28 protein-coding genes and 3 pseudogenes are annotated in these 25259 nt (G+C 71.6%); 15 read left to right on the plus strand and 16 right to left on the minus strand.

What is annotated here, in order from left to right:
* The first annotated feature begins 215 nt into the window (after positions 1–215).
* A complete protein-coding gene (locus ACFVXJ_RS01855; protein ID WP_389656997.1) occupies positions 216–665 on the plus strand; it encodes a hypothetical protein in 450 nt (149 codons plus the stop codon).
* A gap of 1095 nt (positions 666–1760) precedes the next feature.
* Here ACFVXJ_RS01855 and ACFVXJ_RS01860 read toward each other — a convergent pair.
* Together ACFVXJ_RS01860 and ACFVXJ_RS01865 are read right to left on the minus strand one after the other, a co-directional pair.
* On the minus strand, positions 1761–2405 hold the full coding sequence (locus ACFVXJ_RS01860; protein ID WP_389657000.1) for a DUF3291 domain-containing protein: 645 nt from the start codon (positions 2403–2405) through the stop codon (positions 1761–1763).
* Positions 2406–2437: 32 nt separating this feature from the next.
* Positions 2438–3115: a helix-turn-helix transcriptional regulator gene (locus tag ACFVXJ_RS01865; protein WP_389657002.1), complete on the minus strand. Its 678-nt coding sequence runs from the start codon at positions 3113–3115 to the stop codon at positions 2438–2440.
* A 180-nt stretch (positions 3116–3295) separates the two neighbouring features.
* Here ACFVXJ_RS01865 and ACFVXJ_RS01870 point away from each other — a divergent pair, with 180 nt between their 5' ends.
* Positions 3296–3763 carry a hypothetical protein gene (locus ACFVXJ_RS01870; protein ID WP_389657005.1) on the plus strand — a complete coding sequence of 156 codons (468 nt, stop codon included), beginning with the start codon at positions 3296–3298 and terminating at the stop codon, positions 3761–3763.
* Positions 3764–3921: 158 nt separating this feature from the next.
* Here ACFVXJ_RS01870 and ACFVXJ_RS01875 read toward each other — a convergent pair whose 3' ends face one another.
* The 3 genes from ACFVXJ_RS01875 to ACFVXJ_RS01885 form a co-directional block, all read right to left on the minus strand.
* Complete coding sequence (locus ACFVXJ_RS01875; protein ID WP_389657008.1) at positions 3922–4743, minus strand: AAA family ATPase; 822 nt, start codon at positions 4741–4743, stop codon at positions 3922–3924.
* Complete coding sequence (locus ACFVXJ_RS01880; RefSeq protein ID WP_389657011.1) at positions 4743–5957, minus strand: beta-ketoacyl-[acyl-carrier-protein] synthase family protein; 1215 nt, start codon at positions 5955–5957, stop codon at positions 4743–4745. The genes ACFVXJ_RS01875 and ACFVXJ_RS01880 overlap by 1 nt, the downstream gene beginning before the upstream one ends.
* A 193-nt stretch (positions 5958–6150) precedes the next feature.
* A complete protein-coding gene (locus ACFVXJ_RS01885) occupies positions 6151–7371 on the minus strand; it encodes an FAD-dependent oxidoreductase (RefSeq protein WP_389657014.1) in 1221 nt (406 codons plus the stop codon).
* Positions 7372–7455: 84 nt separating this feature from the next.
* Here ACFVXJ_RS01885 and ACFVXJ_RS01890 point away from each other — a divergent pair, with 84 nt between their 5' ends.
* Positions 7456–8028: a TetR/AcrR family transcriptional regulator gene (locus ACFVXJ_RS01890; protein WP_389657017.1), complete on the plus strand. Its 573-nt coding sequence runs from the start codon at positions 7456–7458 to the stop codon at positions 8026–8028.
* Here ACFVXJ_RS01890 and ACFVXJ_RS01895 read toward each other — a convergent pair whose 3' ends face one another.
* Positions 8029–8301, minus strand: a complete 273-nt coding sequence (locus ACFVXJ_RS01895; RefSeq protein WP_389657020.1) for a hypothetical protein — start codon at positions 8299–8301, stop codon at positions 8029–8031.
* A 107-nt stretch (positions 8302–8408) separates the two neighbouring features.
* Here ACFVXJ_RS01895 and ACFVXJ_RS01900 point away from each other — a divergent pair, with 107 nt between their 5' ends.
* The 5 genes from ACFVXJ_RS01900 to ACFVXJ_RS01920 all read left to right on the plus strand — a co-directional run bounded on the left by ACFVXJ_RS01900 (position 8409) and on the right by ACFVXJ_RS01920 (position 11862).
* Complete coding sequence (locus ACFVXJ_RS01900; protein WP_389657023.1) at positions 8409–8849, plus strand: hypothetical protein; 441 nt, start codon at positions 8409–8411, stop codon at positions 8847–8849.
* A 204-nt stretch (positions 8850–9053) separates the two neighbouring features.
* Positions 9054–9593 (plus strand): erythromycin esterase family protein, encoded by a 540-nt coding sequence (locus ACFVXJ_RS01905; RefSeq protein WP_389657026.1) that lies wholly within the window; start codon positions 9054–9056, stop codon positions 9591–9593.
* A 65-nt stretch (positions 9594–9658) separates the two neighbouring features.
* Positions 9659–10948: an MFS transporter gene (locus ACFVXJ_RS01910; RefSeq protein WP_389657029.1), complete on the plus strand. Its 1290-nt coding sequence runs from the start codon at positions 9659–9661 to the stop codon at positions 10946–10948.
* A 58-nt stretch (positions 10949–11006) separates the two neighbouring features.
* Positions 11007–11381 carry a hypothetical protein gene (locus ACFVXJ_RS01915; RefSeq protein ID WP_389657032.1) on the plus strand — a complete coding sequence of 125 codons (375 nt, stop codon included), beginning with the start codon at positions 11007–11009 and terminating at the stop codon, positions 11379–11381.
* Positions 11382–11421: 40 nt separating this feature from the next.
* Positions 11422–11862, plus strand: coding sequence for a hypothetical protein (locus tag ACFVXJ_RS01920; RefSeq protein ID WP_389657035.1), 441 nt, complete (start codon positions 11422–11424; stop codon positions 11860–11862).
* 10 nt (positions 11863–11872) lie between these two features.
* Here the strand turns inward: ACFVXJ_RS01920 and ACFVXJ_RS01925 are convergent, their stop codons facing one another.
* Entirely contained in the window at positions 11873–12100 is a 228-nt protein-coding gene (locus tag ACFVXJ_RS01925; RefSeq protein ID WP_389658571.1) for a DUF2945 domain-containing protein, read from the minus strand.
* A 200-nt stretch (positions 12101–12300) separates the two neighbouring features.
* Between ACFVXJ_RS01925 and ACFVXJ_RS01930 the strand changes: the two genes are divergently transcribed.
* Entirely contained in the window at positions 12301–13203 is a 903-nt protein-coding gene (locus tag ACFVXJ_RS01930) for an SDR family oxidoreductase (protein WP_389657038.1), read from the plus strand.
* A gap of 7 nt (positions 13204–13210) precedes the next feature.
* On the opposite strand, the gene ACFVXJ_RS01935 is transcribed toward ACFVXJ_RS01930, so the two are convergent.
* The 3 genes from ACFVXJ_RS01935 to ACFVXJ_RS01945 form a co-directional block, all read right to left on the minus strand.
* Positions 13211–13774, minus strand: coding sequence for a nitroreductase family protein (locus tag ACFVXJ_RS01935; protein ID WP_389657041.1), 564 nt, complete (start codon positions 13772–13774; stop codon positions 13211–13213).
* 51 nt (positions 13775–13825) lie between these two features.
* The gene (locus ACFVXJ_RS01940; RefSeq protein ID WP_389657044.1) at positions 13826–14128 is read right to left on the minus strand and encodes a peptidase inhibitor family I36 protein; all 303 of its coding nucleotides are present in this window, start codon (positions 14126–14128) and stop codon (positions 13826–13828) included.
* 238 nt (positions 14129–14366) lie between these two features.
* The gene (locus ACFVXJ_RS01945) at positions 14367–14753 is read right to left on the minus strand and encodes a hypothetical protein (RefSeq protein ID WP_389657047.1); all 387 of its coding nucleotides are present in this window, start codon (positions 14751–14753) and stop codon (positions 14367–14369) included.
* 110 nt (positions 14754–14863) lie between these two features.
* Between ACFVXJ_RS01945 and ACFVXJ_RS01950 the strand changes: the two are divergent.
* Positions 14864–15010, plus strand: a pseudogene (locus tag ACFVXJ_RS01950) (helix-turn-helix domain-containing protein); the annotation flags it as partial.
* A 117-nt stretch (positions 15011–15127) separates the two neighbouring features.
* Here the strand turns inward: ACFVXJ_RS01950 and ACFVXJ_RS01955 are convergent.
* Positions 15128–15217, minus strand: a pseudogene (locus ACFVXJ_RS01955) (helix-turn-helix domain-containing protein); the annotation flags it as partial.
* Between the two features lie 66 nt (positions 15218–15283).
* Between ACFVXJ_RS01955 and ACFVXJ_RS01960 the strand changes: the two are divergent.
* The 3 genes and pseudogenes from ACFVXJ_RS01960 to ACFVXJ_RS01970 form a co-directional block, all read left to right on the plus strand.
* Positions 15284–17411: pseudogene (locus ACFVXJ_RS01960) on the plus strand (xanthine dehydrogenase family protein molybdopterin-binding subunit); the annotation flags it as partial.
* Positions 17412–17494: 83 nt separating this feature from the next.
* Complete coding sequence (locus tag ACFVXJ_RS01965) at positions 17495–17941, plus strand: molybdopterin-dependent oxidoreductase (protein WP_389657050.1); 447 nt, start codon at positions 17495–17497, stop codon at positions 17939–17941.
* Positions 17942–18068: 127 nt separating this feature from the next.
* On the plus strand, positions 18069–18269 hold the full coding sequence (locus ACFVXJ_RS01970; RefSeq protein WP_389657053.1) for a hypothetical protein: 201 nt from the start codon (positions 18069–18071) through the stop codon (positions 18267–18269).
* 77 nt (positions 18270–18346) lie between these two features.
* Here ACFVXJ_RS01970 and ACFVXJ_RS01975 read toward each other — a convergent pair whose 3' ends face one another.
* Entirely contained in the window at positions 18347–19102 is a 756-nt protein-coding gene (locus ACFVXJ_RS01975; RefSeq protein ID WP_389657056.1) for a hypothetical protein, read from the minus strand.
* Positions 19103–19164: 62 nt separating this feature from the next.
* Between ACFVXJ_RS01975 and ACFVXJ_RS01980 the strand changes: the two genes are divergently transcribed.
* Positions 19165–19797, plus strand: a complete 633-nt coding sequence (locus ACFVXJ_RS01980) for a TetR/AcrR family transcriptional regulator (protein ID WP_389657059.1) — start codon at positions 19165–19167, stop codon at positions 19795–19797.
* 61 nt (positions 19798–19858) lie between these two features.
* Here ACFVXJ_RS01980 and ACFVXJ_RS01985 read toward each other — a convergent pair whose 3' ends face one another.
* The 3 genes from ACFVXJ_RS01985 to ACFVXJ_RS01995 form a co-directional block, all read right to left on the minus strand.
* A complete protein-coding gene (locus tag ACFVXJ_RS01985; protein ID WP_389657062.1) occupies positions 19859–21217 on the minus strand; it encodes a carotenoid oxygenase family protein in 1359 nt (452 codons plus the stop codon).
* Positions 21218–21265: 48 nt separating this feature from the next.
* Positions 21266–21463 (minus strand): hypothetical protein, encoded by a 198-nt coding sequence (locus tag ACFVXJ_RS01990; RefSeq protein WP_389657065.1) that lies wholly within the window; start codon positions 21461–21463, stop codon positions 21266–21268.
* 78 nt (positions 21464–21541) lie between these two features.
* Complete coding sequence (locus ACFVXJ_RS01995) at positions 21542–22105, minus strand: TetR/AcrR family transcriptional regulator (RefSeq protein ID WP_389657068.1); 564 nt, start codon at positions 22103–22105, stop codon at positions 21542–21544.
* 205 nt (positions 22106–22310) lie between these two features.
* Between ACFVXJ_RS01995 and ACFVXJ_RS02000 the strand changes: the two genes are divergently transcribed.
* Entirely contained in the window at positions 22311–23435 is a 1125-nt protein-coding gene (locus ACFVXJ_RS02000; RefSeq protein WP_389657071.1) for an alpha/beta hydrolase, read from the plus strand.
* Positions 23436–23478: 43 nt separating this feature from the next.
* Here the strand turns inward: ACFVXJ_RS02000 and ACFVXJ_RS02005 are convergent, their stop codons facing one another.
* On the minus strand, positions 23479–25164 hold the full coding sequence (locus ACFVXJ_RS02005) for a protein kinase (RefSeq protein WP_389657074.1): 1686 nt from the start codon (positions 25162–25164) through the stop codon (positions 23479–23481).
* Positions 25165–25259: the final 95 nt, after the last annotated feature.

The raw sequence follows: 25259 nt of genomic DNA on the forward strand, positions 1-25259 counted from the left end.
GTGATCCGGGGACGGCCGTGCCGCCCCCGATATAGAGGTAACTAACCCCGCCATATGCAACTAAACCACCCAATATGCGCGAATCCGGCCAGCCCGGACGGGCGGAAACCACCGGTGGGGGAGCCCGGGATAGGGTCCCGGCCGTCCTTTTCAGCCGGCGCCGCCTGGGTAGGCGGGTGAGCGACAGGGGCACGGCAGGCAGGCGAGGAGCAGCGGTGATCACTCAGGAGCAGTTGTCGGCACTGGCCACCTGTGCGGCCGAGACGGAGCAGGGTCAACGACTCGGCGGAGTGGAGTACGTGCTCGTCGACGACACCACCGGTAGGCCGGAATGGGCACGGATCGTCGACCGGTCGTCGGGGCTGGGCGGCGTGTTCGTTCCGCTGCGGCAGGCTTCGCTGAAGGAGGAACGCCTGGTTCTCCCCTACTCCGTGTCCTTGATCGAGCAGGCTCCGTGTGCGGCACTGGATTGCGGGAGCGTCCTGACCGTCGCCGACGAGGAAGAACTGTTCGCCCACTACGGCCTCCGGGACGTGCGGGAAGAGGTGAACGCCGGCAGCGGAGCCGGCTGGGGACAAATGGATCGGGCGCAGGCCATCCGGGAGGGCACGGCCGGCCACGAGCGCGGCGTCTCCCGCCTCCGGCGCGCCGAGCCGGGACGGTAACGGCGGCGGGCGCGGGCCGGCGCTTCAGGGCCGGGAACACGCCTGATCCGGTCGACTGCCGTGCAGCGCCGCGGGGCCGGCTCCGAGGCCGTGTCGGTCGTCGTCGACCCGACGGCCGATACGGTTAGCGCCCGTACGTACCGCGACAGAGGCCGGTGATCGACGGGTCGGTGACACCCTGGGACGCCCTGCACAGCTTCGCCATCTCGATGCGCCCGGCGGCGGATCGGGCGCTGGGGGCGGGCGCCGGCCGGGACCGGTGCTGCTCCCTGCGCCTGGGCTTCGAGGGCGGGGCCTGTGTACGGGAGCGCTGGTTGCCCGGGACAGCACGGTGGCGCCGACCTGCCTCTACCTGGTCGCCGCCGTCCCCTTCGGCACCGCCGCGGGACCGACCCGGATCCGGCCGCGTCCGAGCCGTCGGCTCGCTGTCCGCATCACTCGCGACGGACGGCGTCGGGGCGGGTTGCGGGGGCAACTCCCCGAGTGGCCACGCGCCGAACGGGACGTCCGCGGCTGGGTGCGGGGCAGAGACGCTGGGGGCGGCGCGGACTCCGGCCTCTTTGCCCTCAGTGCCGTTGACCGTCACACAGCCGGAGACGGTCAGCAGTGTGGTGAGTACAAGAGGCAGGAACCGGCAGCGCATTCCCTCACTGTGTCCGACCCTTGTCGGCGGTCGGGCGCCGGCTCGCGGACATGCCACCAACGAGTGACCCGCCGGTTGAGGCGGACCGCCCCTGGTCTTCAAGTGGCTTGTCTCCACACGCCCTTGAGCTCAAGTGCGCTTGACGGTGGTATGGACCCAGGGCACGCCTCCACGCCTGCCGGGCGACCTGGCCGCAGCGTCGGGTGCCGGGCTGTCTGCCGAACCTCTCGCCCCCTGCCCCAGTCCCGCACCGCGCAGTCACATCGTCGGCCCCCTCGACCACGTCGACCCGGTCGACCAGCCCAGTCGCTCACAGCGTCTTCGGCCGGCGCCCTGGAGAGACGCTCGGGCGCCGCGCCCACGACCCACGGGCCGATGCGCCATCCCCACTCCGCGACTCCGCGACTCCGGCGTGCGGGCGCGGCCCGGTGCGAGGCAAGAGCGTCCATCGTCTATGCCTTGTTGGGCGCGACGCCGAAGCCGATTCTCTCCGCCGGTTCGGCCAGGACCGCTCCCGATAGCGCGGCCTCGCCCCCGTTCGGCACCGGCCGCGCGCCACCGGTGGAAGGTTCGCGCTGCACAGGCTGCACAGTCTGGAGCTCTTGGGTCCGGAGGAATTGGGCGGCCTCGGCGGCGGTGTAGGAGGAGGTGAAGGTGAACGCGCGGGGGGACGGCCCGTTCGCCCGCAGGTCCGCCAGCCGCTCCAGGGCTTCGCCGACGGTCGGAAGGCGGCCGGCGGGAACCCACCAGAGCACCAGGTGTGCCTCGATGTGCCGCTCGAACCATTCGCGACGACGGCGCATCACCTCCAAGTGCCCGCTGCGGTAGGTGAAGTCCCACAGCGCCTCCTGGGTCTCCCAGACCGTCAGGTTCACGATGACGTCCTCACCCGCCGGGCGCAGCTCCGTGGCGTCGGCCCCGCCCTCGTCCACGAGCCGCCACACGAAGCCGGGCGTGCCGTCGGCGGCGGCGTTGACCGGTTCGAGCATCTCGACGAACGGCGCAGTGCGCGGGTCGTCGAGCGGGTGTCGGAGCGTGGCGACGTTGAGCTGGGCGAGGTGAGCGAACTGGACTGAAGGCGCGTCGGATGCGGTCATGGACACATCCCAACACGCCCCGGTTTTCTATGTCAATGAGAATTGTTTTTAGAACTCACCACCACACAACACTCCCCCGGCCGGGCGTCCATGCTGGCGCGTACGGGACCGTCCGCGCCGAACAGCCCTTCCAGCAGCGCCAAGTTCATGCCGCAGACGAGCGGCGGGAAGCGCTCGGCGACAGCGTGGAAGGGGCAGTTGCGCATGCGGACGACGCGCGCGTCCGACCCGGTCGCCTCCTCGCCGTCTTCGATGTGCGGTTCGTAGCCGCGGGCAGCCAGCATCTCCATGGCTTCTTCGAGGCCGGTGCAGGGTGCCGCCGAGCCGCGCAGCGCCTCGCCCCGGCGGCGCGCGGCCGCGCAGAGCGTGGCGTCCAGCCCGGCCTGCTCCGCGGCCTCGGCGAGCAGATCGGCGGCTGTGCGGTAGTCGCGCGCGGGCAGCGACACCGCCCACTCGGTCCCGGCCCGGGTGTAGACCTTGGCGGGACGCCCCGCTCCCGGCCCCGAGCGGCCCGTCAGCCGGCGGCTGCCCGTCTCCAGCAGTCCGGCCTCGACCAGCCTGTCCAGATGGTGCGCAGCGAGCGTACGGGTCACCCCGGTCGCCTCCGCGGCCTCGTTACGGCCGACCTCGCGGCCCTGCCGCACGACGTACTCGTACAGTCGACGCCGCACCGGATCCTGCAACGCCGCGATCGCTTCGATGTCTTCCACACCGCCATTCTAAGAACAACACAGGTTCGAGATAGAGGGCGGAAGGAATGCCCGAACCACCAGCACGTCGACGCCTGCCATGACAGTTGTCATGTGGCACACGTGACCCGAGACCCTGCCGACCACGGCTCTCCCCCGGGCAAACTGACGATCACAACACGACCACGGGGGACAACGACCATGAACATCCTCGGCAAAAAGAACGCGCCGGCCGAACCGATCGACACCAGCGCCCTGGCACCCGCCGACTACCGGCTGCCGATCTGGTTCTTCGCCTTCGAAGGCGTACTCGCGGCCGCGTTCGACATACTCCAGGCGTTCCCCTCGGTATGGCCGGTACTGCTGGCGGCCCTGGCCGTGAACATCACCGTCTCCCTGACGTTGATGCGCAAGCGCATCGGGCTGGCCAAGGCACTGTGGCGCGGAAAGGAAACCCGCAAGATAGCCTTCGGGCTCATCGCTCTGCGCATCGGCAGCCACTTCGCGCTCAAGGCCGTGGGTCTGACGATCACTTCCACCCTCGGCCACGCCCTTTTCGCCGTCGTCATGGGCGCGATCACCATCGGCCTGCTCGCCTACTCCCAGCACATCGCCATCCGCGCCCTGACCACGGCCAGGCGGCCCGCACCCACCGGCCTGGCGATATGACCCTGGTCTTGGCCGGCCGGCGAGACCGTCCTTGAACAACCGGCACACTACGGGCGGGCGGGTCGGGTGAGGACGGGCCGGCTCAGCCCGTCTAGCTCCGTCTCCGCTTCCACCGCCGCTTTCGCCGCCGCGCGAGGTGTGGGCCGCACCGGTCGGCCTCACGCCTGAGGCAGCCCGAACCGTATCTCTGTCACGCGGTCCCGCTGGCCACGATCGAGCAGAACCAGGGAAGTGACGCCCGGGAGCCTGCTCAACCCTTGGCGTTCGACTCGCGACAGCAGTCTCGTCAGGCCCCTTTGGTGGAGGTGGAAAACACGGCGCGACGCCATCCGCCGACGGGCGTACTGACCCGACAGTGCTTCTTCGGGGCCGACGTCCAGCACGACCATGTGCAACGGGCGCCCGGCCCGGCGAGCCGTATGCGCGAGCCAGCGCCGCATCCAGCCCCTGCTGCCGCAGTCGTGGATGAGCACGGGGCGGTGGTGGCCGCGTAGTTCGCCGCGCGTCCAGTGCATGTGCTTCAGCCGCGCCCACGGCCGGTAGGCCGCGTAGGGAAGCCACGTCGGCATGCGCGTTTCGCAGGCGGTGCGGGTGACGCGGGGATCGACCACCGTGGCGGTAGGGGACCAGGCGCGGAGCAACGTGCTTTTCCCGCTGCCGGGAAGTCCGGCGACCACGACCGCCGCGTCGCACGGGTAGGAGAGCCGGACATCCCGACCGGCCGGCCCTCGGAGGTCGACGATTCCGCGTGGGGATATGTGACCGCTCGGGCACGGGTCCCCGGGCCGGTCCGCGGGCGACCGACAGCCCGGCCGGGGTTCCGCCGCGTGCTCGGTGCTCGGGTGGGTGCTCACAGGTGATAGGCCGTCCGCTACGAGGTCTGGAAGTACGTCGACATTACGTGAGCCCTCTGACCAACGGGGCAGGACGATCCCCCGCCACACCCCACCGCCCCCGCGTCTGCCGCGCTCGCCGGTCACTATCTCGTGAAGACCAGGCTGACGTTGTGTCCGCCGAAGCCGAAGGAGTTGGCCAGGGCGGCGGGCCAGTGGCCGGTGCGGGTCTCGCCGCGCACCACGTCCAGGTCCACCTTCGGGTCCAGCCGGTCCAGGTTGAGCGTGGCCGGGACGGCGCCCTCCTTGAGGGAGAGCAGTGCGACCATCGCGCCCACCGCCCCTGAGGCGCCGAGCATGTGACCGGTCATCGACTTCGTCGCCGTCACCGCGGCCCGCCGGCCGATCGCACGGCCTATCGCCTCAGCCTCGGCCACGTCACCCGACTCGGTGGAGGTCGCGTGCGCGTGGACGACCCCGATGTCCTGCGGGCCCACGTCGCCGTCACGCAGAGCCGACTCCATCGCGAAGACCTGACCGTCGGCGTCGGAGGCGGTGATGTGGTGGGCGCTGGAGGTCACCGCGCTGCCGGCCAACGACCCGTAGGTCCGCGCCTTGCGCGCTTCGGCGAATCCGGCACGTTCGAGCACCATGATTCCCGCGCCCTCGCCCATGACGAAGCCGGATCGCGCCACGTCGAACGGGCGGGACACCGCCTCCGGGTGCTCCGACGCGGTGGACAGCGCCTTCATCTGGGCGAAGGCCGCGAGCGTGAAGGGGTGCAGGCACGCCTCGACGCCGCCGGCGACCACCACGTCGGCCCGCCCGGCCCGGATCAGGTCCTGGCCCATGGCGAGGGCTTCGGCTCCGGACGCGCAGGCGCTCACCGGCGTCCGCGCGCCACCCTTCGCACCGAGGTCCATGCTGACCCACGCAGCCGGGCCGTTGGGCATGAGCATCGGCACCGCGAACGGGGAGAGACGGCGGGGGCCCGACCGTTCGAACACGTCGTCCTGGCCGAGGGTGGTCAGCACCCCGCCGGTGCCCGTGCCGATGACCACGGCCAGCCGCTCGGGTTCGACCTCGGGCGCTCCGGCGTCCTGCCACGCTTCCCTGGCGCTGAGGATCGCGAGCTGTTCACCCCGGTCCAGCTTCCTCGCCTCCACCCGAGGCAACTTCTCAGCCGGATCCGACGCGAGGCCGGCCGCGACGTGCACCGGCAGATCCGCCGCCCACTCCTCGGTCAGGAACCGTACTCCTGATTTTCCGGCCAGCAGAGCCGACCAGGACGACGACGCATCGGCACCCACCGGGGTGATGGCACCCAGGCCCGTGATCACGACCTGACCGTTCTGAGCCATTCTCATTCTCCTCGGGATCGATCGTAGGGATTCCACAGTACGTGGACTGATCTCCCGGTGATCATTCCAGCGAAAACGCCGGCAGATGGAGGGTGAGGCCCACGGATTCACCAGGGCAGCCTTGTAGGGGTCTCACAATCGGACCGGTCAACCGGTCGGACCGGTCGGACCGCTTCCGGTGAACGCCATGGCGCTACGCCGGCGGCGCGGGCGGCAGCAGCCCGCTCCCCCGTTGACCGGGGAGGCGGAAGCCGTCGAACAGGTCGTCCATTCCGCGTAGGGCGAGACGGACCGGGGTGGCGCGGACCGCGAGGTCGCGGGCCGCCACCGCGAGCGGGTTGCGGAGGGCACCCAGCCGGCCGACGCGGCGGGCCCGGACGCGCACGGCGTCGGTGCGGTCGCGGCGGGCGGCGGTGTAGGCGGCGAGGGCGGCCGGGATGCGATCCGAGCCGTCCGCGCCGTCCCCGGCCGGCAGGAGGTGGGCGAGGACCACGGCGTCCTCGATGGCCTGACAGCCGCCCTGGCCGAGATTGGGCGCCATGGCGTGGGCGGCATCGCCGAGCCAGGCGATCCGGCCGTGATGCAGGCGTGGCAGCGGGGCCGCCAGATCGTAGAGGTCGTTGCGGAGGACGTCGGCGGGGTCGAGGCGGTCGACGCGGTCCAACAGCGCCGGGATCGGGTGGTGCCACGAACCGAAGCGACGGCGGAGTTCGGCGCGTGGGTCGCCCGACCCCGTGTCGGCCGGGACGACCGCGGTGGCGTAAAGGTACGACCGGCCGTCGGAGAGCGGGGTCACGCCGAACCGCTCTCCCCGCCCCAACGTCTCGCTCATGGCCGATATGTGCAGGTCCGGGGCGTCGACGATGGTCCGCCAGGCGGTCTCCCCGATGTAGTGCAGACCGGGGTGGGCGGGGAAGTACGCGCGCCGCAACGGGCTGTGGATGCCATCGGCGGCGACGACCAGATCGGCGGTAAGGTCCGGCCCGCTCGCCGTACGGATGGTCGGCTGGCCGGTGGCGTCGTGGACGGCGGTCACCGCGACGCCGTAGCGGAGCGCCTCCGGCGGCAGGGCGGCGGCCAAGGCGGCGGTAAGGGCTTGGCGGGGGACGGCGATCGGGGGCATTCCGTAGCGGGCCGCCATGTCGGCGGTGTCGGTCCGGGTGAGCCACTGGCCGTCGGGACGGCGGACGCCCATCGTCGTGGGTACGGCGCTGCCGGCGGCGTGCGCCGCGTCCACGCCGATCGCGTCGAATGCGCGCAGCGCATTGGGGGCGAGGCCGATGCCGGCTCCGGTGGTGGGCGGCTCGGGGGCCCGTTCGCAGACGGTGACCCGCCAGCCCCGGCGGTGCAGTGCGATGGCTGCCGTGAGGCCGCCGATTCCGGCCCCGACCACAACCGCGTGCCGATTCGCCATGGGACACTTCATCCGATCTGTTCGAGCATCGCATCCTCTACGTATGTAGAGGATGTCCTCACTCTACAGCTATAGAGTGAGGACATGTCCACTTCCGACCGACGCACGCTCATCGCGGACACGGCGATCGCCACCGTGGCCGCCGCCGGCCTGCGAGGACTCACGCATCGCGCGATCGACACCGCGGCGGCCCTGCCCGCCGGCAGTACCTCGTACTACTTCCGCACGCGTACGGCGCTGATCGGCGCCTGCTACGCCCGCATCGAGGAACTGGACTTGGACGACATCGAGCCGGCGCGGCCGGCTTCCCGCGAGGAAGCCGCAGCCCGGCTCGGGGAAACGCTCCACCGCTGGCTGACCTCGGGCCGCGAACGCCAACTCGCCCGCTACGAGCTCAGCCTTGAGGCCGCGCGCACGGCGGAGTTGGGTTCTGCCTTCCATCGGGCCGGCCTGGCGTCCCGCGCCCGTGCGGCCGCGGTTCTCGCGGCGCTGGGCGCCGCCAGGCCCCGCGAGTCCGCCGAGCTGCTGGTCGCCTGGACAGAAGGCGTACTCTTCGACCGTCTCGCCGGCGCGATGGCCCGTACCCGGCCGGCGCCCGACCTGGCGGAACTCACGGCGGTCGCCGGCCGAATGCTCGACGCAGCCCTGAAGAGCTAGTCAGTCGCTACGCGGTACGTCGCGACGAACCCCGCCGTGGTTGTGGTCGAAGGCCAGCAGGGCGAAGCGGCTTGCCGGCAGCTCGCCGTGCGCACGATAGAGATCCCGGATCCAGTCGATCGACCGGACTTCGGGCCCCGGAAGAAAGGCGAGCTCGTTGTCGACCTTCCGCAGCCGGCACTTGAACCGCTGCGCGTAGCGGAGCTCGAACCGGCGGCGGTCCTCGAACTGACGGTCTTTCACTGCGCTCGATGCCTCCGGCTGATGTGGCATGCACTCGGTGAACCGCAGCCGACACGGACCGGCGCCACAACCAATGGGCCGGGCTCCGCGTCCTTCCGACAGAGCCATCTCGGCCGACCGGCACGGAGTGACGACACATGTTGGAGGGCATCATCGGCACGCTCACCCCTGACGAAACCGACCGGACCGCACGGCCCCGCCCGAGGGCCGGAATCGGCAGGATACTGCTGGGCGGCGTGGCGGGTGCCCTGCTGACCGTCTCACTTCTGACCGTTCTGTGGTGGCCGCGGACCGAGGTGACGTACCGCGACAGTCCGCCCTCGTCAGTGGTCTACGCCGACCGACGGGAGCATCTCCTGGGCCTGGTGCACCACCACACCCTTTCCGGACGGCACTCCTACCGGCTGGTGATCAGCTGCGGTCCCCAACTGGCCTACGGGCACTGGCTGGACATCGACTCCTTCCTGGGAGCGGACGGGATCGAATCGACCACGTGGACGGAGTCGGGAGTACGTGTCCGCTTCCCGACGGGTCACGAGCTCTTCGTCCCGGCCCGCTTCTTCATGTACGGCAGATGACCCCGCACCCAGGCGCGCCCCGGACCGGAAGGCGGCCACCGAGGCGTGCCGGAGGCCGCCGCGACAGAGGGGAGTCACGTGTCCGATGAGGTGACGGGCTGGTTGGCCCGGAACGCAATGCCGTTGAAGTCCTTGAGCGCGGGTGGGTGCGCTGCCGATCTCCAACCTCTGAGGAACGTCCTCGCCGGCGTTCGCGTGGTGGACTTGGGCGAAGCCACCCACGGAACGCGCGAGTTCTTCCGGCTCAAGCATCGTCTGCTGGAGTTCCTCGTGACCGAGCTGGGGTTCTCGGCCCTCGTGATGGAGGCCAGTGCGTCGTCCGGACCGGCCGTCGACGCCTACGTACGGCACGGCATCGGCGAGGCCGAGCAAGTGCTCACCGGGCTGGGGTTCTGGACCTGGCGGACCCGTGAGGAATTACGCCCTGGGGTTGCCGTTCGGCAGCGGGTCGTTCCGGGCCCGGCCGATGTGGCCCGGGCCGTGGGCGCGTCCCCCAGCGGGGCCGTCGTCACGCACCGACCATCTCGTCGACCTCCGACGCGCAGCCGAGGCGCAGCCGAGGCGCCGGCGGCCGTTCGGGAGTGGCTGCACGGTCGGCACGGCATGCGGCAGTTCGGCGCCGTGGTGGCGCGGTGGACCTACCGCAGGAACCTCCGCCCCGGCGTCCCGGCCGAGGAGTACGACGGACTGGCCTACATCGCCGTCACGTCGGGCTCCGAACCTCTTTCGCACCGTGAGGGCTGACGGACGGACCCGCCCGGCGCGCGCCTCACGGGATGATCAGGTACATGACCACCGAGGGAGCACGCGTGAGCACGTTCACCGCCTACCGGCGGGTCCTCTCGGGTCGGCTGTTCCGCCGGTACTTCGTCGGTGAGAGCATGTCCGGCTTCGGGGACGCGATGAGCGAGGTCACCGTCGTGGTGTTCGCCATGCGGCTCGCGCACGGAGACACCAAACCGATCGCCATCGCCCTCGCGAGCGCCGCGTACCTGGTCCCGGGTATCGCCACCAGCGTGCTGGCCGCGCGCCGCATCGCGCGGGTGCGCTCCCGCACCCTGCTGCTGATCGACAGCGGCTGGCGCGGTGGCGTCCTGGGCACGGCGGCCCTGCTCGCACTGTTCGACGGGCTCGACTTGGCGGGCTACTTGATCCTGCTCGGCCTGGCCTCCCTCACCCGTCCCCTGGCCGGAGCCGGTGCGCGGGCGATGACCCGGGAACTGGTCGAGCCCGACATGCTGTTCACGGCGAACACCCTGCTCGCGAACGCCGTACAGGGCGCGTCGATGGTGGGACCGGCGCTCGCCGGCCTGCTGATCTCCCTCACCGACGCCGGGCTCGTCCTCGGCATCGACGCCCTGAGCTTCCTCCTCTACTCGGCCCTGCTCCTGACCCTGCCCGGCGGGCCGCGCGAACCACAGGAGAGGCGCGGCGAGACGCACCGGCGGGCGCGGCTCGGGGAGGGACGACGACGCCGCCTCTTCGGTGGCGGGCTCCGCGACCAGCCGGCCGTCCTGGGCCTGTTCGTCCTGGCGGCGCTCTTCCTCCTCCTCTACGGGCCGTTCGTCGTCGGCCTGCCGCTGATCGCACAGGAGCGCGCGGGCGGCCGGAGCGCGGAATCCGTGCTCGGCGGCCTGTGGGCGGCGTTCGGCATCGGAGCCGTCCTGGGGAACCTGCTCGTCGGCGCCGCCCGCCGCGCACCGGCCCACGGGCGGTACGCGGCCTTGATCGCGGCGGCCTGGGGGGCCGTGACCGTCGTCGTCGCCGTCCCGACGCACCTGGCCGTGGCCTGGGCGGCCATGCTGGTCGGCGGCCTGGTCTACGCCCCGTTCCCGGCGATCATCAGCACCGTGATGCAGCAGCGTCTCCCGGAACGGCACCTCAAGGAGGCCGGCGCCTACTACGTCGCCCTCACCAGCACGTTCGGCCCGCTGGGGACCTTGCTCGGCGGCATCCTCATCGCCTCGGTCAGCGCCGGCCCGGGTCTGGCCGTCGACGGGGCGTTGCTCGTCGCGGTGGGACTGGCCATGGCATGGCTGCTGCGTACCGACGCCGCGCCTACAGCCGGCCCTGACGCGGTGGGGAAGCCCGCCACCTGATCATGAGCGTCCGACGCGCGGCTCGCGCAGATATTCGAACACTTGATTGAATAAGTGGATGAAGTCCCTCCCCTTCCCCGATGACCTCATCCGGCTCCAGCAAAGGTGGACGCGTACGTACAACCTGCTCGCCCTCCGGCCCGACGGGAGCGGGGGCGGAGCCGGGCTGCGACGGGAACTGATCCGGCTGTCGTGCCGGATCAGCGCGCATCCGTACTGGCGCGGCGGCGGGTACAGCGGGGCGCGTCGGGTGGAGCTGCGGCGTGCGGCCGAGGCCGCTTCGGGCGGGGAGCGGGAGCTGGTGGTGCGCTACGTGGACGGGGCCTTCGCGGTGTCCGATCCGGTGTCCGATGCGGTGTCCGGCCAGGTGCCCGATCCGGATCTCGGCCGCAGCGACCTGGGCCCGGCTACTCAAGGCGAGGTGAGTACGTGAGCGCTTCCCGGGCGCCGGCGGGGGCAGGGACGCTGGGTCCATGCGCCCGAGACCCTGGAAATCCACCCCCGAACCCTTCCCCGCACCCTCTCCCTCTCCCTTCGCTTTTCTCTTCCCGCTCCTCGCGCCGGTCGCCGCCTGGGCCGCCTGGGCCGCCTGGCTGGGCTGGGACCAGCAGCGCGACGTGCACCCCGACGGGTCGGAGACCGGCCCCTATGAGGCCTGGCAGGTGATCGGGCTCGTGGTGACCCTGGCGGGGCCGGTGTGCTGGGCGGCATCCCGGCGGCACATCCCGAGCGCCGTGTTCGGCACCACGGCCGGTCTGACCGCCGCCGCCTGGTACGACTGGTCCGACGACTCCAGCGGCCTGTTCGTGATCGGCGTCGGCCTCATCATGGTGACGACCCTGGTGGTGACCTTCGCGCTGTCGGCCTTGATCGCCTTCGTGACGCGGGACGGACGCCGCGCGCCGGAAGCGTGAAGCCCGGCCCTCACTCGCCCTTGCCGCGTTCGCGCAGCGATTGCGGCTTGTGGACGGCCCTACGACCGGACGCGTCACTTTCCACCTCGTACTGCGGCTCGTCCTTCGAGGCGTCGACGGTGCGGCCCGCAGCCTTCGTCCGCTTGGTGATCTTCTTCTTCACCTCGCCGGACACGGTCGTGCCGTGGCTGCTCCAGGTGACCCGGTCGCCCGAGCCGAGCTTGTCGTCCTTGGTCATGGCGGTGTCCTCTTCTCGCTTCCGCTTCACTACCCTCCTTCGCCGAGACGACGTCCGATGGATGCGCCGTTTGTCGGATCCTTCCGCGCACAGGTGGACCGGCATGCGTCGGATCCGGTGCCTATGGTGAGAGAACGGCTCGCCGGTCCCACGCCGTGCGAGGCGCCGGCGGGGGCACCTTCCGTAGCGAGGAGGACCACGTGACGACAGGCTCTGTACGTCCTCTGCAAGACCGCACTGCCGTCGTGACCGGCGCCGCCCGCGGACTGGGCGCGGCGCTCGCGCGGGAACTCGCCCGGCGGGGAGCCGCGGTCGCCCTCCTCGGGCGGGAGGAGTCGACCCTCGCCGCGGTCCGGGATTCGATCCCCGGAGTGGCGCGGTGCTGGGAGGTCGACGTGACCGACGACGACAGGATGCGCCGGGTGGCCGCCGACGTACGGGACAGCCTGGGGCCCGCCTCCATCGTGATCGCGAACGCCGGGGTGGCCGAGGGCGGCCCCTTCGCCGAGTCCGACCCCTCGCTCTGGCGCCGGGTGATCGAGGTGAACCTCATCGGGAGCGCCGCCACCGCCCGCGTCTTCCTGCCCGACCTGCGCGCCTGCCGGGGCTACTACCTGCAGATCGCCTCGCTGGCCTCGATCGGGGCGGCGCCCATGATGAGCGCCTACTGCGCCTCGAAGGCCGGCGTGGAGTCGTTCGCCCACTCGTTGCGGGCGGAGGTCGCCCACGAGGGCGTCGACGTGGGCATCGCGTATCTCAACTGGACCGACACCGACATGATCCGCGACGCGGACGACCATCCCGTCCTGCGCGAGCTGCGGGCACACATGCCGCGACCCGCGAGGAAGGTCTATCCGGTCGAGACGGTGGCCGACCGTATGGTGCGGGCCGTCGAGCGGCGCAGCGCGGCCGTGTACGCCCCGGCGTGGCTCCGGGCCACCCAGCCCGTCCGCGCCGCGATGCCGCCGGTGGTCACCTTCCTTTCGAAGCGGGAACTCCCGCGCCTCCAGCGGCGGACCGCCCTCCAGGCGACGGGCCTCCTCGGGGCCGGCGGCCGGGCGGACTCCGCCGTAACCCGGCCCGCGCGCCCCCAGGCCGACTGACCGCCGGTCACCGCGTCGACGTCGACCAGGGCGCGGTGCGGAGGTCGGCGGCGCTGCGGCGCTGCCGTACGGCGGGCGGCTCGTCGGCCGCCCCGCCTATCGCGAGCATGGAGACGATCTCCCATCCCGGATCGGGGCCCAACTCCTTGGTGAGGGCTTCGAGGTCGAAGGCCCGGAACTGGTGGGTGGCCAGCCCCATGCTCTGGGCTTGCAGGCTCAGGTGGGCAACCGCCTGGCCGAGGTCGTAGTCGGCGAACTCGGAGTACACGAGCGGAGAATCGTCGACGTAGCGTCGGGTCAGCGTGACGACGAGCAGGCCGGCGTCCTTCGCCCACCGGAAGGAACTGGGCGCTAGGTGTGGCAGTACCCGCGCGTGATCCGGCTCGCCGGGCCTGGCCGGCAGGAAGCCCCAGGGTTGCGAGTTCCCGGCGGACGGCGTCCAGCGGGCGGCTTCGAGGAGCAGATGGAGGGTGTGATCGTCGACGCGACGGGACGGGTCGAACGCATAGGGGCTGAAGCGGTCGGCCAGCAGGGGGTGGACGCGGTCGGTCCGGCGGGAATCATGAGACACGCCCCGTACAACCGCCCGCGGCCTTGATCCATTTCCCCGGGTCCGTCGTCCTCAACAGTTGTCGCCGACCGCGTCCATCTTGGAGCCGAAACGCTGTCCGTAGTTGCTGCCGTAGTCACCCTTGCGGACGGGGTGGCAGTCCTTGCCCTTCGCCCAGTCGATGAACGCTCCGGTCCGGTTGGCCCGGAAGGAATAGACGTGGTCGACGAACCTGGCGGGCAGGTCCACATATCCACCCCGCCAGACGTAGAGGTCCCCGGTGCCGTCCTGGAACCTCCACAAGCAGATCGCGTTGCTCGGGCACGCCGGCAGCGCCTGGGCCGGCGTCGTGGTGGCGAGCGTGGTCAGGAGCACCGCCCCGAAGAGGACCCAAGCACGCGGGTGCCGTGCAAGACGTGCGGGTAAGCCCAGTGCCCATGACCCACGCGCCCATGACCCACGTGCCCGTGAGCCACGAGCCCGCACGTGACGTGTCCTCATTCGTCCTCCTCGGCGAGCCGGTTCTCCCATCGTCCTCGTCCCGGACGGGAAATGCGGGGAAACGACGACATCACCCGACCCGCGCCTCGGCGGATATCCTGCCGCTGCCGCGTCAGGCCGGCGTGAACACGTCGTCGCGCGCGCCGTCGAGAACGAGGCCGTTGTCGAAGCGGACCCGGACCGTGACGCCCGCGCCGTGCGCCTGGTGGGCGGTCCATGCGGGCTCCAGGGAGGCGATCTTCTCCTTCAACTCCCTCTTGCTCTGCGGCGGCATGTCGTGGCCGAAGGAGTCGAGGAGCGAGGTGAGCCGCTCGTACTCGCGGACCTCCGGGCCCGGGTCCCGCTCCCCCACCACCCGATCCACGGTGCCCTCGGTCCCCGCCGCCAGGATCAGGAGCCCCGCGACCGCCCCTGTCGCGGAACCCTCGGTCAGGGCAACCGCCTCGGCGAGCCCGATGTCCGTCGCCAGCTTCACCCGCCGGCCTTCCGTCAGCGTCATGACCGTCCACTCTCTTGATGGGAGTCGCCATTATCCGTCCCGCTCGGCCCGCTCCGGCGACCCGGCCGGCCGGGGGCGGAAAGCGGCCGGGCGGCCACTAGGCTGCGGGCGTGCCGTCGTATTCCATCGGGCAGGCCGCCGATCTGCTGCGCGTGAGTCCCGAGACCGTCCGCCGGTGGGTGGAGTCGGACCGGCTCCGCGCCCACCGCACGCCGGAGGGGGCCCGGTGCGTCGACGGCGCGGTACTCGCCGCGTTCGCCAAGGAGCGCGCGGCCGGGCCGCGACGGCTGCCGCCCGGCGCCGGCCCCAGCCTTGTGGTCGAGGCGGGTGAGATCGCGGCCGGTGAGCGCCTGGACCCGCTCGATCCGGTAGTGGACCGTGTTCACGTGCAGGTGCAGGGCTTTCGCCGTGCGCGTCCACGAGCAGTTGTTGGCCAGGAAGACCTCCAGTGTCTCGCGCAGCATGCCGTCCCCCAGGGCTCCCAGGGTCCGGGCCCCGAACACGGTCCGCACCTCGCGCGGCACCCCCGCGGCGTGCACGCGGTCCTCACCCACCACGACGCCCCCGAGCGGCTCTATTCGAGCGCCCGCCACGAGCACCCCGGCGAGGACCCGGAGGACACCCGCGTCCTGGACCACGTCGTCCGTCACGTGGGCCAGCGCGTGGCCGCCGTCGTCGCCGACAGCGAGCAGGCGGCCGAGGAGGGCTGCCGGCGCGTGGTCGTCACGTACGAGGAGCTCCCGTACGTCATCGACCCCGAGGAGGCCATGCTCCCCGGCGCACCCGTCATCCACCCCAAGGGCCCCGAGTCCCGCATCGCCCGCCCGGAGAACAACGTGGTGGGCGAGGCACACGGCACGATCGGTGACATGGCGGAGGGTTTCGCGCGGGCGGACGTCGTCTACGAGGAGACGTTCCGGACCCAGCGCGTCGAACACGCCAGCCTGGAGACCCACGGCTGCGTCGCGTACTTCGAGCCCAAGGAGGACGGCTCCCCGGGCGAGCGGCTCACCGTCCGCTCCTCCACCCAGACGCCCTTCCTGACCCGGCGCGCGATCTGCGCGCTCTACGACCTGCCGGAGGAGGAGGTCCGCGTCGTCGCGGGCCGCGTGGGCGGCGGGTTCGGCGGCAAGCAGGAGATGCTGACCGAGGACATCGTGGTCCTCGCCGCCCTCAGGCTGCGTCGTCCGGTGAAACTCGAATACACCCGGGCCGAGCAGTTCTACGGGGCCACCACCCGCCATCCCTTCAAGGTGACCGTCAAGGCCGGCGCTACGGCGGACGGCGCCCTCACCGCCCTGCGCATCCGTGTCGTCTCCAACACGGGCGCCTACGGCAACCACGGCCCGGGCGTGATGTTCCACAGCGTCGGCGAGTCCTTCGCCGTCTACCGGGCCCCGAACAAGGAGGTCGAGGCGTACTGCGTCTACACCAACTGCGTTCCGGCGGGGGCCTTCCGCGGCTACGGCCTGGGCCAGGTCACCTTCGCCCTCGAATCGGTGATGGACGAGCTGGCCCGGCGGCTCGGCACGGACCCGCTCGTCTTCCGCGAGAAGAACGTCATCGGCCCCGGCGACCACGTGGTCAGCCCGATCGGACACGAGGAGGACCTGTTCATCGCCTCCTACGGCCTCAAGCAGTGCCTTGACATCGTGCGCGGGGCGATCACCGAGGACCGCAGCCACGAGGAGGTCCCCGCGGGCTGGCTCACCGGGCAGGGCATGGCGCCGGCGATGATCGCCACCGCTCCGCCCGGCGGCCACTACGCCGACGCGCGGGTGAGCCTGCTCTCCGACGGCACGTACGACATCGCGGTCGGCACCGCCGAGTTCGGCAACGGCACCACCACCGTGCACAAGCAGATCACCGCCGGAGCCCTGAAGACCACGGTCGACCGGATCACCGTCCGCCAGTCCGACACCGACGTCGTACGCCACGACACCGGCGCCTTCGGCTCGGCCGGCACGGTGGTGGCGGGCAAGGCGGTGCTCATCGCGGCGGGTTCCCTCGCGGAGCGGCTCCGGACCCTCGCCGCCCGCCACACCGGGGTGCCCCGGCACCTGTGCGAGCTGTCCGCCGAGGGCTTCGACTGCGCGGGCCGGCTCGTCACCCTCAAGGAACTGTACGAGGCCGCGCACGCCAAGGGCATGGCGCAGGAACTGGCGGCGGACGGCCATTGGGGTGGCTCACCGCGCTCGGTCGCTTTCAACGCCCAGTGGTTCCGTCTCGCCGTCGACCCGGACACGGGCGAGATGAGAATCCTGCGCAGCGTCCACGCGGCGGACGCCGGCAAGGTGATGAACCCGTTGCAGTGTCGCGGCCAGGTAGAGGGCGGAGTCGCGCAGGCACTGGGCGCCACCCTCTTCGAGATCGTGCGGGTCGACGAGCGCGGGGAGGTCACCACGCCCGCCTTCCGCCGCTACCGGCTCCCGCAGTTCGCGGACGTCCCGCGCACGGAGGTGCACTTCATGGAGACGCTGGACGCGATCGGGCCGCTGGGCGCGAAGTCGATGAGCGAGAGCCCCTTCAACCCGGTGGCCCCGGCTTTCGCCAACGCGCTGCGCGACGCGACGGGCTGTCCGCTTCACCGAGACGCCGGTGACACGGGACGTCGTATGGCGGAGGCACGATCGGAAGATGCGAGGGAGAAACGCATGAATGCCTGACACCTGCGAGTTGTATCAAGCCATCGAACGCGCAAATGAGGTTCCGAGAGGCAACGCTCCGGGAATGACGTACGCATGGCCAAACTCATGCTGCACGGTGACCTGGACCACCCGGCGACGCTGAGCGTCGCCGACCTGCGGGACTGGGCACAGCACCGGGTCGCGGTCACCTTCGACTGCGCGACGAACGGTCCCCAACACCATGTGTTCGAAGGCCCCTTGCTCCGTGACGTGGTCGCGGACGCGGGGCCGGCCTTCGATGCCCGGCGGCGCAAGGACCGGAGCCGTTTCCTGCTCGCGGTCAGCGGCGGCGACGGGCACCACACCGTCCTGTCCTGGGCCGAGCTGGACACCGACTTCGGCGGCAGTCCGGTCCTGCTGGCCACCCGCCTCGACGGGGGCGACCTCGACGAGGCGGGCTGCCAACTGGTGGTCCCCTCGGACCGGTGCGGGGCGCGCTACGTCAGCGCCGTCACGCACGTGTGGTTCGGCGCGCTGTCCCCGCCGGGCCTCGGTCTCTAGGCCGAGGCCGCCGGCGGCTCGGCCATTCGGCTTGCGGTTGGCCGTGTGCGGGGCGTGCGGCGCGACACCGGGGCGGGACCTCCCTACCTTCTAGGGTGTTCCTTGCCCGATCGAAAAAGGTGGATTCGTGCGATCTGTACGTGCTCTCGTCACCCTGCTCGCCGCCGGTGTCGTCGTCCTCGGCGGTGCGTCCGCCGCCAACGCCGACGTGAACGTCACCTACCAGCCCGAGCCCTCTTACACGTTCGTGTTCGGCAACTGGCTCCAGTTCGCGGGGGACGACGTGTTCAACGCCGGTCACGACAACACGGTCGGCTCCAACAACTGACCGCGGCCCATGGCGATGCCCCCTGCCGGACGGCGGGGGGCATCGCCATGGGCGCGGGCGCCCATGTCACCGCCGGTTCACGGCGCCGACGACGGTCGGGCGGTTTCCTGACCGAGCGGGACAGGCCGGAGGGTGGTGGGGCGGGGCAGGAGGCAGGCCAGTGCGCCGAGGAGGCAGCCGTAGACGGCCACCAGACCGTGGCCGTTGGCCTGGGCGAACCACATGACCAGGCCCGACACGGGCACGGCGAGGGCGAGCAGGGCTTCCTTCGCGTTCACCCCGCCCCGGCCGGCGCGCAGGGCGCGGAGCAGGAGGGGTGCGGCGAGCGTCGCGGCGAGGAAGTAGGTGGCACCCGAACTCCCGGCGAAATTGCGCGGGTCGGTGCTGTGGGCGGTCTCACCGAACAGCATGTCGATGTACGTCGGAAGGAGGATTCCGGCGACGAACAGGCCCAGCATGAGGGGGGCGCCCCAGAACCACTCGGCGAGCGCGGCGACGACGGCGATGGTCGCGAGGTTCCACGCGTCGCCGAACAGGCCGCCGTTTTGCATGAAGACCGAGGTGACGACGCGCCACCAACCGGACTTGGACGGGTCGCTGTCGAAGGCGTCCATCGCGCCCGACCAGCAGAACTGCGTCACCAGCCCGGCCACGACGAGGCCGGTGAGGACCACCGCCGCCCAGGGCGTGCGACGCCCGCGCAGGGTGTCCTCGCCGAGCAGGGCCAGTCCACCCTTGAACATCGCAACCATCAATGCCGCCGTGGTCACGCTGAACACCAGTGAGCCCATCGTCACCACCCCCCTTCGGTCCCCGTCGCTTGTCTCGGGCATGACAGTAGCCCACTCCGCAGCAAATTCAAACAGTGTTTGAAAAGCGCGGGTAGGCTGCCTCCATGAAGCTGACAGCGGAGCGGATCATCGAGGCCGGCATGGCGGTGTTCGCCGAGTCGGGGTACCACGGCCTGTCCATGCGCAAGGTGGCCCAGCGGCTCGACGTCCATGCCGGGAGCCTCTACTACCACGTGGCCGGCAAGGCCGAGCTGGTCCGGCTGATGGCGGACCGGGTCGCGCGGGAGGCGTACGAGGCGGGGACCACCGCCCTGGCCGCGCTGGACCCCGAGGCGCGCTGGCAGCAACGGGTCGAGGCGCAACTCGTCGCGCTGCGCCGCACGATCCGGCGCCACCCGGGCGGGGCGGTGATGTTCGCCGACAGCCCCAAGGTGCTCAGCACCGGGGCGCTGACCTTGATGGAGCGACTGCTGGAGACCCTGCGCGAGGCCGGCCTGCCCGCCGGGCACGGTGGTGTCGGGGCGGACGCCCTGCTGAGCCATGTCACCGGCTTCGTCCTGCAGGAGCAGAGCGAATCCCCCTCCGTGGCCATCGGGGTCGAGGAGAGCGCGGCCCTGCGGGAGCGGTACCCCATGACCGTCGCCGCCGCCTTCGCGGTCGGGGCGGACGAGAAGTACGTCCGCAGCGTACGGCTCCTGTGCGCGGGGTTGGAGACCCTCTTGGCGCAGGCTCCCTGAGGGGCCGGCGGAGGGGGATCGGGCGGGGAGGACGCCCGACCCCGGCCGGGACGCGGCGCGGTCAGGCGTCGGCGTCCGTCTCCGCGTCCGGTATCCAGGAGCCGTGGATGCCCGCGGTGACGCGGCGCGGGAGATGGACGGCGGCGACCCGGCCGAGGTCCGAGGCGTCCAGGACGAGTAGCTGCGAGCTGTCCTGCTTGAGATCGGAGACCACCGTCAGCAGGTAGCCGTCGTCCTCGCGGGTGGCGCCGGCGGCGGGCACGAAGACGGCTTCGCCGGGCAGTCGGGCGTCGCCCGCCTGGTGGACGCGGCGGCCGCCGGTGGCGCGGTCGTACTTGACGATGCCGTAGCCGCCGTAGCCGTGTTGGTCGGGGAAGGAGACGGCGTACTGGTAGCGGTACTCCGCGCCGATGAAGTCCTCGTTGAGGGTGGGGAACTCGACGGCGAGGTCGTCGAGGGTCTGCTCGACCACCCTGCCGGCGGCCATGTCGATGGTCCAACGACGCGTGTACGAGCGCGCGTTCGGCTCGGTTCCGCGACCGGGGGCGCCGACCCACCAGTTCCAGGAGAGCAGGAAGCCCTCCCGGTCGACGGTCGGGCCTTCCAGCACGATGCGCCCCCGGGCGTCCTCGTAGGCGTTGGCGGCGTGCAGCATGCTGCCGGGTTCGATGGGGAACCAGCGGATCTGGTCCGCGCCCCGCGGGCCCCGGGGCATGACGCCGATACGGGCGGGCTGGTCGCCGTTCCAGGCGTAGGGGATGCCGGAGTGCTCGGTCGGGTCGAAGGTGACGGTGCCCTCGATGAAGACGACGTGGTGGCGGGTGAGCGCGAAGTCGTGTTTGAGGGAGGCGGTGGCGCCCGGCACCTCGACGCTGCGCGTGATCCGCCCGCGGGCGTCGGCCACGTAGTACATGAGGAACGGCGGGAACGGCGAGGAGCCGAAGAAGTGCAGCTCCCCGGTGACCGGGTCGGTCTTCGGGTGGGCCGTCATCGCGCTGCGCAGCAGGCCGTCGAAGTCGTACGCGCCGACGGTGTCGAGGTCCCGGGTGAGTTCGACGGGGAAATTGGCCTCGCTCAGCGCGAGGAGACGGCCGGCGTGCTCGATGACATGGGTACCCGCGGTGCTCGCGGTCAGGTCCGGGCCGTCTTCGGTCATGTACGGGGCGCCGTCCAGAGCCGGGGTGCGGACCCAGCGGTTGCGGTACCACTCGGCACGGCCGTCGCGCAGACGGATGCCGTGGACCATGCCACTGCCCTTGAACCAGTGGGTGGGCGTGACGCCGGGCTTGGGGTTGTGGCTGTTGCGGATCAGCCGGCCGGTCAGTTCGGGGGGCAGGGTGCCTTCCACCGTGAGCCCGGTGGCGGTGATCTCGTCGACGGCGGGGGTGTAGTGGCCGGTCAGGTAGGGCTTGCGGGTCATGGTGTGGCCTCTTTCCCGGGAAGGGTGGTGGGTGGGTGTCGGTGGGTGTCAGCGGGCGTGCTCGGCGGCGGCCTTGAGGGAGGCGAGCCGGCTGTTCAGCGACTGGTGCAGGGCGTCACGGAGCTGTTCGGCGGCGGTGAGGACGGGCGCACCGCTCCAGGACTCCTCGGTCCGGACGGTGACGTGGTCGCCGTTCTGCTCGTGGTTCCTTTCGGTTGCTCGGCCAAATGGTGTGTGGTTGACCACTCACTCCTTGGGCCTGAAGAAGGCTGGGCCAAGCGCCCCGCCCTGCGGTTCCGTCGGTCCTTGCCCGCCGGGCCGACGTCAGTAGTGTCTGATACCGGCCGCCAGCGTCCGCGTCCAGGGGGCGTCCACCTCGTCGGCGCCCATGGAGACGATGAGGTGGCACAGCATGCCGCGCGCGAAGAACTCCTGCACCTGCGCCCGCGTCCCTCCGGACGCGCGTACGTACTCCACCAGTCGGGCATAGCCCCGCCGGACCGCCTCGCGGACGGCGGGCTCGGACACGGCCGCCGCCTGGGCGTGGAGCTGGATCAACATCAGGTCGTTGTCGCTGATCAGTCGGGCGTAAGCGTCCCCCATGGCCTTGAGGACCACCTCCGGCGCACTGCCCTCGGCATCGGCCGCGGCCCGCTCCAGACCGGCCCGCACCTGCACGAAGCAGTGCTCGACCACCGCCGTGAACAGCAGCTCCTTGTTCGGGAACAGACGGTAGACGTACGCCTGCGAGATGCCGGCCGCCTTGGCCACCTCGGAGGTGGTGGTGCCCCAGTACCCGCGGGCCGCGAAGGCTCCGATGGCGGTGCGCAGCACCGTCTCGCGGCGCTCTTCGGCGGTCGACAGCTGACGGGGACGTTCGCTCTTCATGTGAGTACCCAACCACTCACACCTCGCGAAGTCAACGCCTCTCGGCTGCCCGGACGGCGGGCGGGCCGAATCGCGGGCGCCGAGGTGGCCCGGCGTGGAACGGATCGACGGGTAAGCCTGTCTAAGCTGACGCGCGCCGAAACCGGCTGCGACCGGGACGCCCGCGGCGGCCCGTTCCGATACGACGCAGAGGCTTTACCGACCCGTGAGTCTGACAAGCGCCACCCCCCTGCTCCTCGCCGTACTGGTTCTCGCCCTCACGTTCGCCGCCGCGATCCGGTGGTGGCCTCGCCTCGGGGGGCGGGGCTGGAGACGGGTGGTGGGCCGGGTGGGGTTGCTCTGCCTGATACAGGTGCTGCTCCTGGCCACGGTCGGGCTCGTCGCGAACCGCACGTTCCTGCTCTACGGATCCTGGGCCGAACTGGCGGGCCACTCGCAGCCGGCGCCGCCACCCGCTCGGGACGCCGCCGACAAGCCCGTACGGGTCCTCGGCCGGCAGCAGACCGGGACGCCCGGCGGCGGGCCGCCCCAGGTGGCCGGCGTGATCGAGAAGGTCATGGTGCACGGCGCCCGCTCCGCGGTCGACGTCCCCGCGTACGTGTACCTGCCGCCCGAGTACTTCCAAAAGGGCAACGAGGACCGGACGTTCCCGACGACCGTCGTCCTCACCGGGTTCCCGGGCATGGCGGAGAACCTGATCAAGGGGCTGGACTACCCGAAGAAGGCCTGGGCCCTCGTCAAGGAGAAGAAGGCGCGGCCGATGATCCTGGTCATGCTGCGGCCGACCACCGAATCGGCGCGCAACACCCAGTGCGTGGACGTCCCGGGCGGCCCGCGCAGCGAGACCTTCTTCGCCACCGACCTCCCGAACGCGGTGTCCGTCACCTACCGCACCGCCCCCCACCGCAGCGGGGCCACCGCCCGCGGCTGGGCCGTGATGGGGGACTCCACCGGAGGCTATTGCGCGTTGAAGCTCGCCCTCCAGCACCCGGAGAGCTACGCGGCCGGGGTGGGCCTGTCGGCGGACTACGCCCCGGAGGTGGACGGGTACTCGGGTGACCTCTTCCACGGCAACAGTGCCGAGGAGCGCCGCTCTGACCTGCTGTGGAGCCTGGACCACCTGCCGCAGGGCAAGACGTCCTTCCTCGTGACGACCTCCACTCAGGGGGAGGCGAACTACAAGCCCACGCGGAAGTTCATCGAGAAGGTGAAGGCTCCCGCCCGCGTCTCGTCGATCACTCTGGACCACGGCGGCCACAACTTCGCCACCTGGCGCCGGGAGATCCCGCCCGCGCTGGAATGGATCGGCAACCGCATCGGCCGCGACTGACCTCCTGCCTCGGCCGCGGGCCGCACGGAATGTCGGGCAGCGGTCAGCAGGGAGGCGAGGAGCCCTTCTGACGGGTGAGGTTGTCGTTGGACATCCAGCCGGCGGTGTTCGTGCCCTCGATGCGGACGTAGGTCCACTTGTTGCCGTGCGCGTTGACGACGTAACAGTGGTACCAGACCTTGGTACCGGACTTCGCCAGGGTGACGGCGGGGCAGGTCTGGTAGGGCCCGGTCTCCAGGTGGTAGTCGCCGGCCATGTAGGCGTAGCTGCCCGGGGCGGCGTCCTTGTGGCTCCAACCGGCGCAGCCCGTCGGTACGGGGCCGGGGCGGGCCGCGGTCGCCCACGCGCTCGGGCTCGCCCCGCGGGCACCGGCCGTGCCCGCCGGCGAGGGCTTGGCCGACCGCTTCCCGCCGGTACGGGAGGGGGTCGCGCCCGGCGCCGTCGTCGGCCCGTCGCCGCCCGCCGAGAGGGTGTCCGCGGGCAGCGCCGCCGGGGCCCGGCCGCCCTTCCCGCCACCGTGGCCGCCGGTGAGGGCGTACGCGATGCCGCCCGCGCCGAGTACGGCGACCGCCGCGGCCACCGCGATGAGGGCACGGCCGCGTCCCCGTGCGGAGCCGCCCGACGAATGCCCCCGCGGCGGGGTCACGGGTGGCCCGGCGACCGGTGCGTGACCGGGGTGCGGAGCCGGGCGAAAGGCGGGAGCCGGGCCGAAGTCGGCCGCCGGAGCGGGGCCGGGAGCGGGGCCGAAGGCGGGCGCCGGAGCGAAGTCCGGCGCCGGGCCGAAGGCGGGAGCGGCGGGGGCCGGCGCCCCGACGGACGGGTGCGCCGGTGCCGCCACGACGGCCGTGGCCGGCGACGGGACGCCCCGTGTCCCGGGGCTCTCGGCCACCTCCGACAGCAGCGTGCGCGCCCGCTCAGCCGTGGGGCGGTGGGCGGGGTCCTTCGCCATGAGCGCCCGGAGCACCGGGCCGAGCGGTCCCGCCCGGCGCGGCTCGGGCAGCGGGTCGGCGACGATCGCCGACAGGGTGGACCACACCGAGGTGCGGCGGAACGGTGACGTGCCCTCCACCGCCGCGTACAGCGTCATGCCGAGCGACCAGATGTCGGAGGCCGGCCCGGGCTCCTGCCCCTGCGCGCGTTCGGGCGGCAGGTAGTCCAGGGAACCGACGAGTTCACCGTGGCGGGTCAGTTTGGCGAGTGACTCGTCGCCCGGGCCTTCCATGGTGGCGATGCCGAAGTCGGTCAGCACGACCCGGCCGCCGTGCTCCAGCAGCACGTTGCCCGGCTTCACATCCCGGTGCAGCACCCCCGCGCGGTGCGCGGCATCGAGGGCGTCCATCAGCTTGGCGCCGATCGCCGCCGCCTCGTACGGGTCCAGTGGGCCCCGCTCGGTCAGGACGTCGTCGAGGGAAGGCCCCTCGACGAGCTCCATCACGATGACGGGCAGGCCCTGTTCCGAGGTCACGTCGTGCACGGTGACCACGCCCTCGTGCCGGATCCGGGCCGCGGCCTGCGCCTCGCGTTGCATCCTCGCGCGCAGGTCGGCGAGTTCGGGGCCGCCCGCGTCGGTGTACGCGCGCAGGACCTTGACGGCGACCTCACGGCCCAGCAGCGTGTCCTGGGCCCGGGCTACCACGCCCATTCCGCCCCGGCCGATCATCGCCGTCACCCGGTAGCGTCCCCCGAGCGTCCTGCCGACCAACTCATCGTTCGTCTCCCCCGTCGGCACCGCACACTCCGTTTCGCAACCGCTCGTCACATGGCCCTCTGCCGGCACCAGACTAGATGCACGATCACGGCGGCCGCTCGCGAGGCGGGCACCTC

The sequence above is a fragment of the Streptomyces sp. NPDC058279 genome, assembly GCF_042881255.1.
Lineage (GTDB): Bacteria > Actinomycetota > Actinomycetes > Streptomycetales > Streptomycetaceae > Streptomyces.

What these genes read in the sequence shown, in the direction of transcription:
- ACFVXJ_RS01975 (WP_389657056.1), bottom strand. Translation starts at nt 19,102, where the DNA reads ATGCCCGAGACAAGCGACGGGGACCGAAGGGGGGTGGTGACGATGGGC.
- ACFVXJ_RS01995 (WP_389657068.1), bottom strand. Translation starts at nt 22,105, where the DNA reads ATGAAGAGCGAACGTCCCCGTCAGCTGTCGACCGCCGAAGAGCGCCGC.
- ACFVXJ_RS01920 (WP_389657035.1), top strand. Translation starts at nt 11,422, where the DNA reads ATGCGCCCGAGACCCTGGAAATCCACCCCCGAACCCTTCCCCGCACCC.
- ACFVXJ_RS01915 (WP_389657032.1), top strand. Translation starts at nt 11,007, where the DNA reads ATGAAGTCCCTCCCCTTCCCCGATGACCTCATCCGGCTCCAGCAAAGG.
- ACFVXJ_RS01890 (WP_389657017.1), top strand. Translation starts at nt 7,456, where the DNA reads ATGTCCACTTCCGACCGACGCACGCTCATCGCGGACACGGCGATCGCC.
- ACFVXJ_RS01880 (WP_389657011.1), bottom strand. Translation starts at nt 5,957, where the DNA reads ATGGCTCAGAACGGTCAGGTCGTGATCACGGGCCTGGGTGCCATCACC.
- ACFVXJ_RS01965 (WP_389657050.1), top strand. Translation starts at nt 17,495, where the DNA reads ATGGCCAAACTCATGCTGCACGGTGACCTGGACCACCCGGCGACGCTG.
- ACFVXJ_RS01945 (WP_389657047.1), bottom strand. Translation starts at nt 14,753, where the DNA reads ATGACGCTGACGGAAGGCCGGCGGGTGAAGCTGGCGACGGACATCGGG.
- ACFVXJ_RS01860 (WP_389657000.1), bottom strand. Translation starts at nt 2,405, where the DNA reads ATGACCGCATCCGACGCGCCTTCAGTCCAGTTCGCTCACCTCGCCCAG.
- ACFVXJ_RS01900 (WP_389657023.1), top strand. Translation starts at nt 8,409, where the DNA reads ATGTTGGAGGGCATCATCGGCACGCTCACCCCTGACGAAACCGACCGG.
- ACFVXJ_RS01885 (WP_389657014.1), bottom strand. Translation starts at nt 7,371, where the DNA reads ATGGCGAATCGGCACGCGGTTGTGGTCGGGGCCGGAATCGGCGGCCTC.
- ACFVXJ_RS01980 (WP_389657059.1), top strand. Translation starts at nt 19,165, where the DNA reads ATGAAGCTGACAGCGGAGCGGATCATCGAGGCCGGCATGGCGGTGTTC.
- ACFVXJ_RS01985 (WP_389657062.1), bottom strand. Translation starts at nt 21,217, where the DNA reads ATGACCCGCAAGCCCTACCTGACCGGCCACTACACCCCCGCCGTCGAC.
- ACFVXJ_RS01870 (WP_389657005.1), top strand. Translation starts at nt 3,296, where the DNA reads ATGAACATCCTCGGCAAAAAGAACGCGCCGGCCGAACCGATCGACACC.
- ACFVXJ_RS01895 (WP_389657020.1), bottom strand. Translation starts at nt 8,301, where the DNA reads ATGCCACATCAGCCGGAGGCATCGAGCGCAGTGAAAGACCGTCAGTTC.
- ACFVXJ_RS01925 (WP_389658571.1), bottom strand. Translation starts at nt 12,100, where the DNA reads ATGACCAAGGACGACAAGCTCGGCTCGGGCGACCGGGTCACCTGGAGC.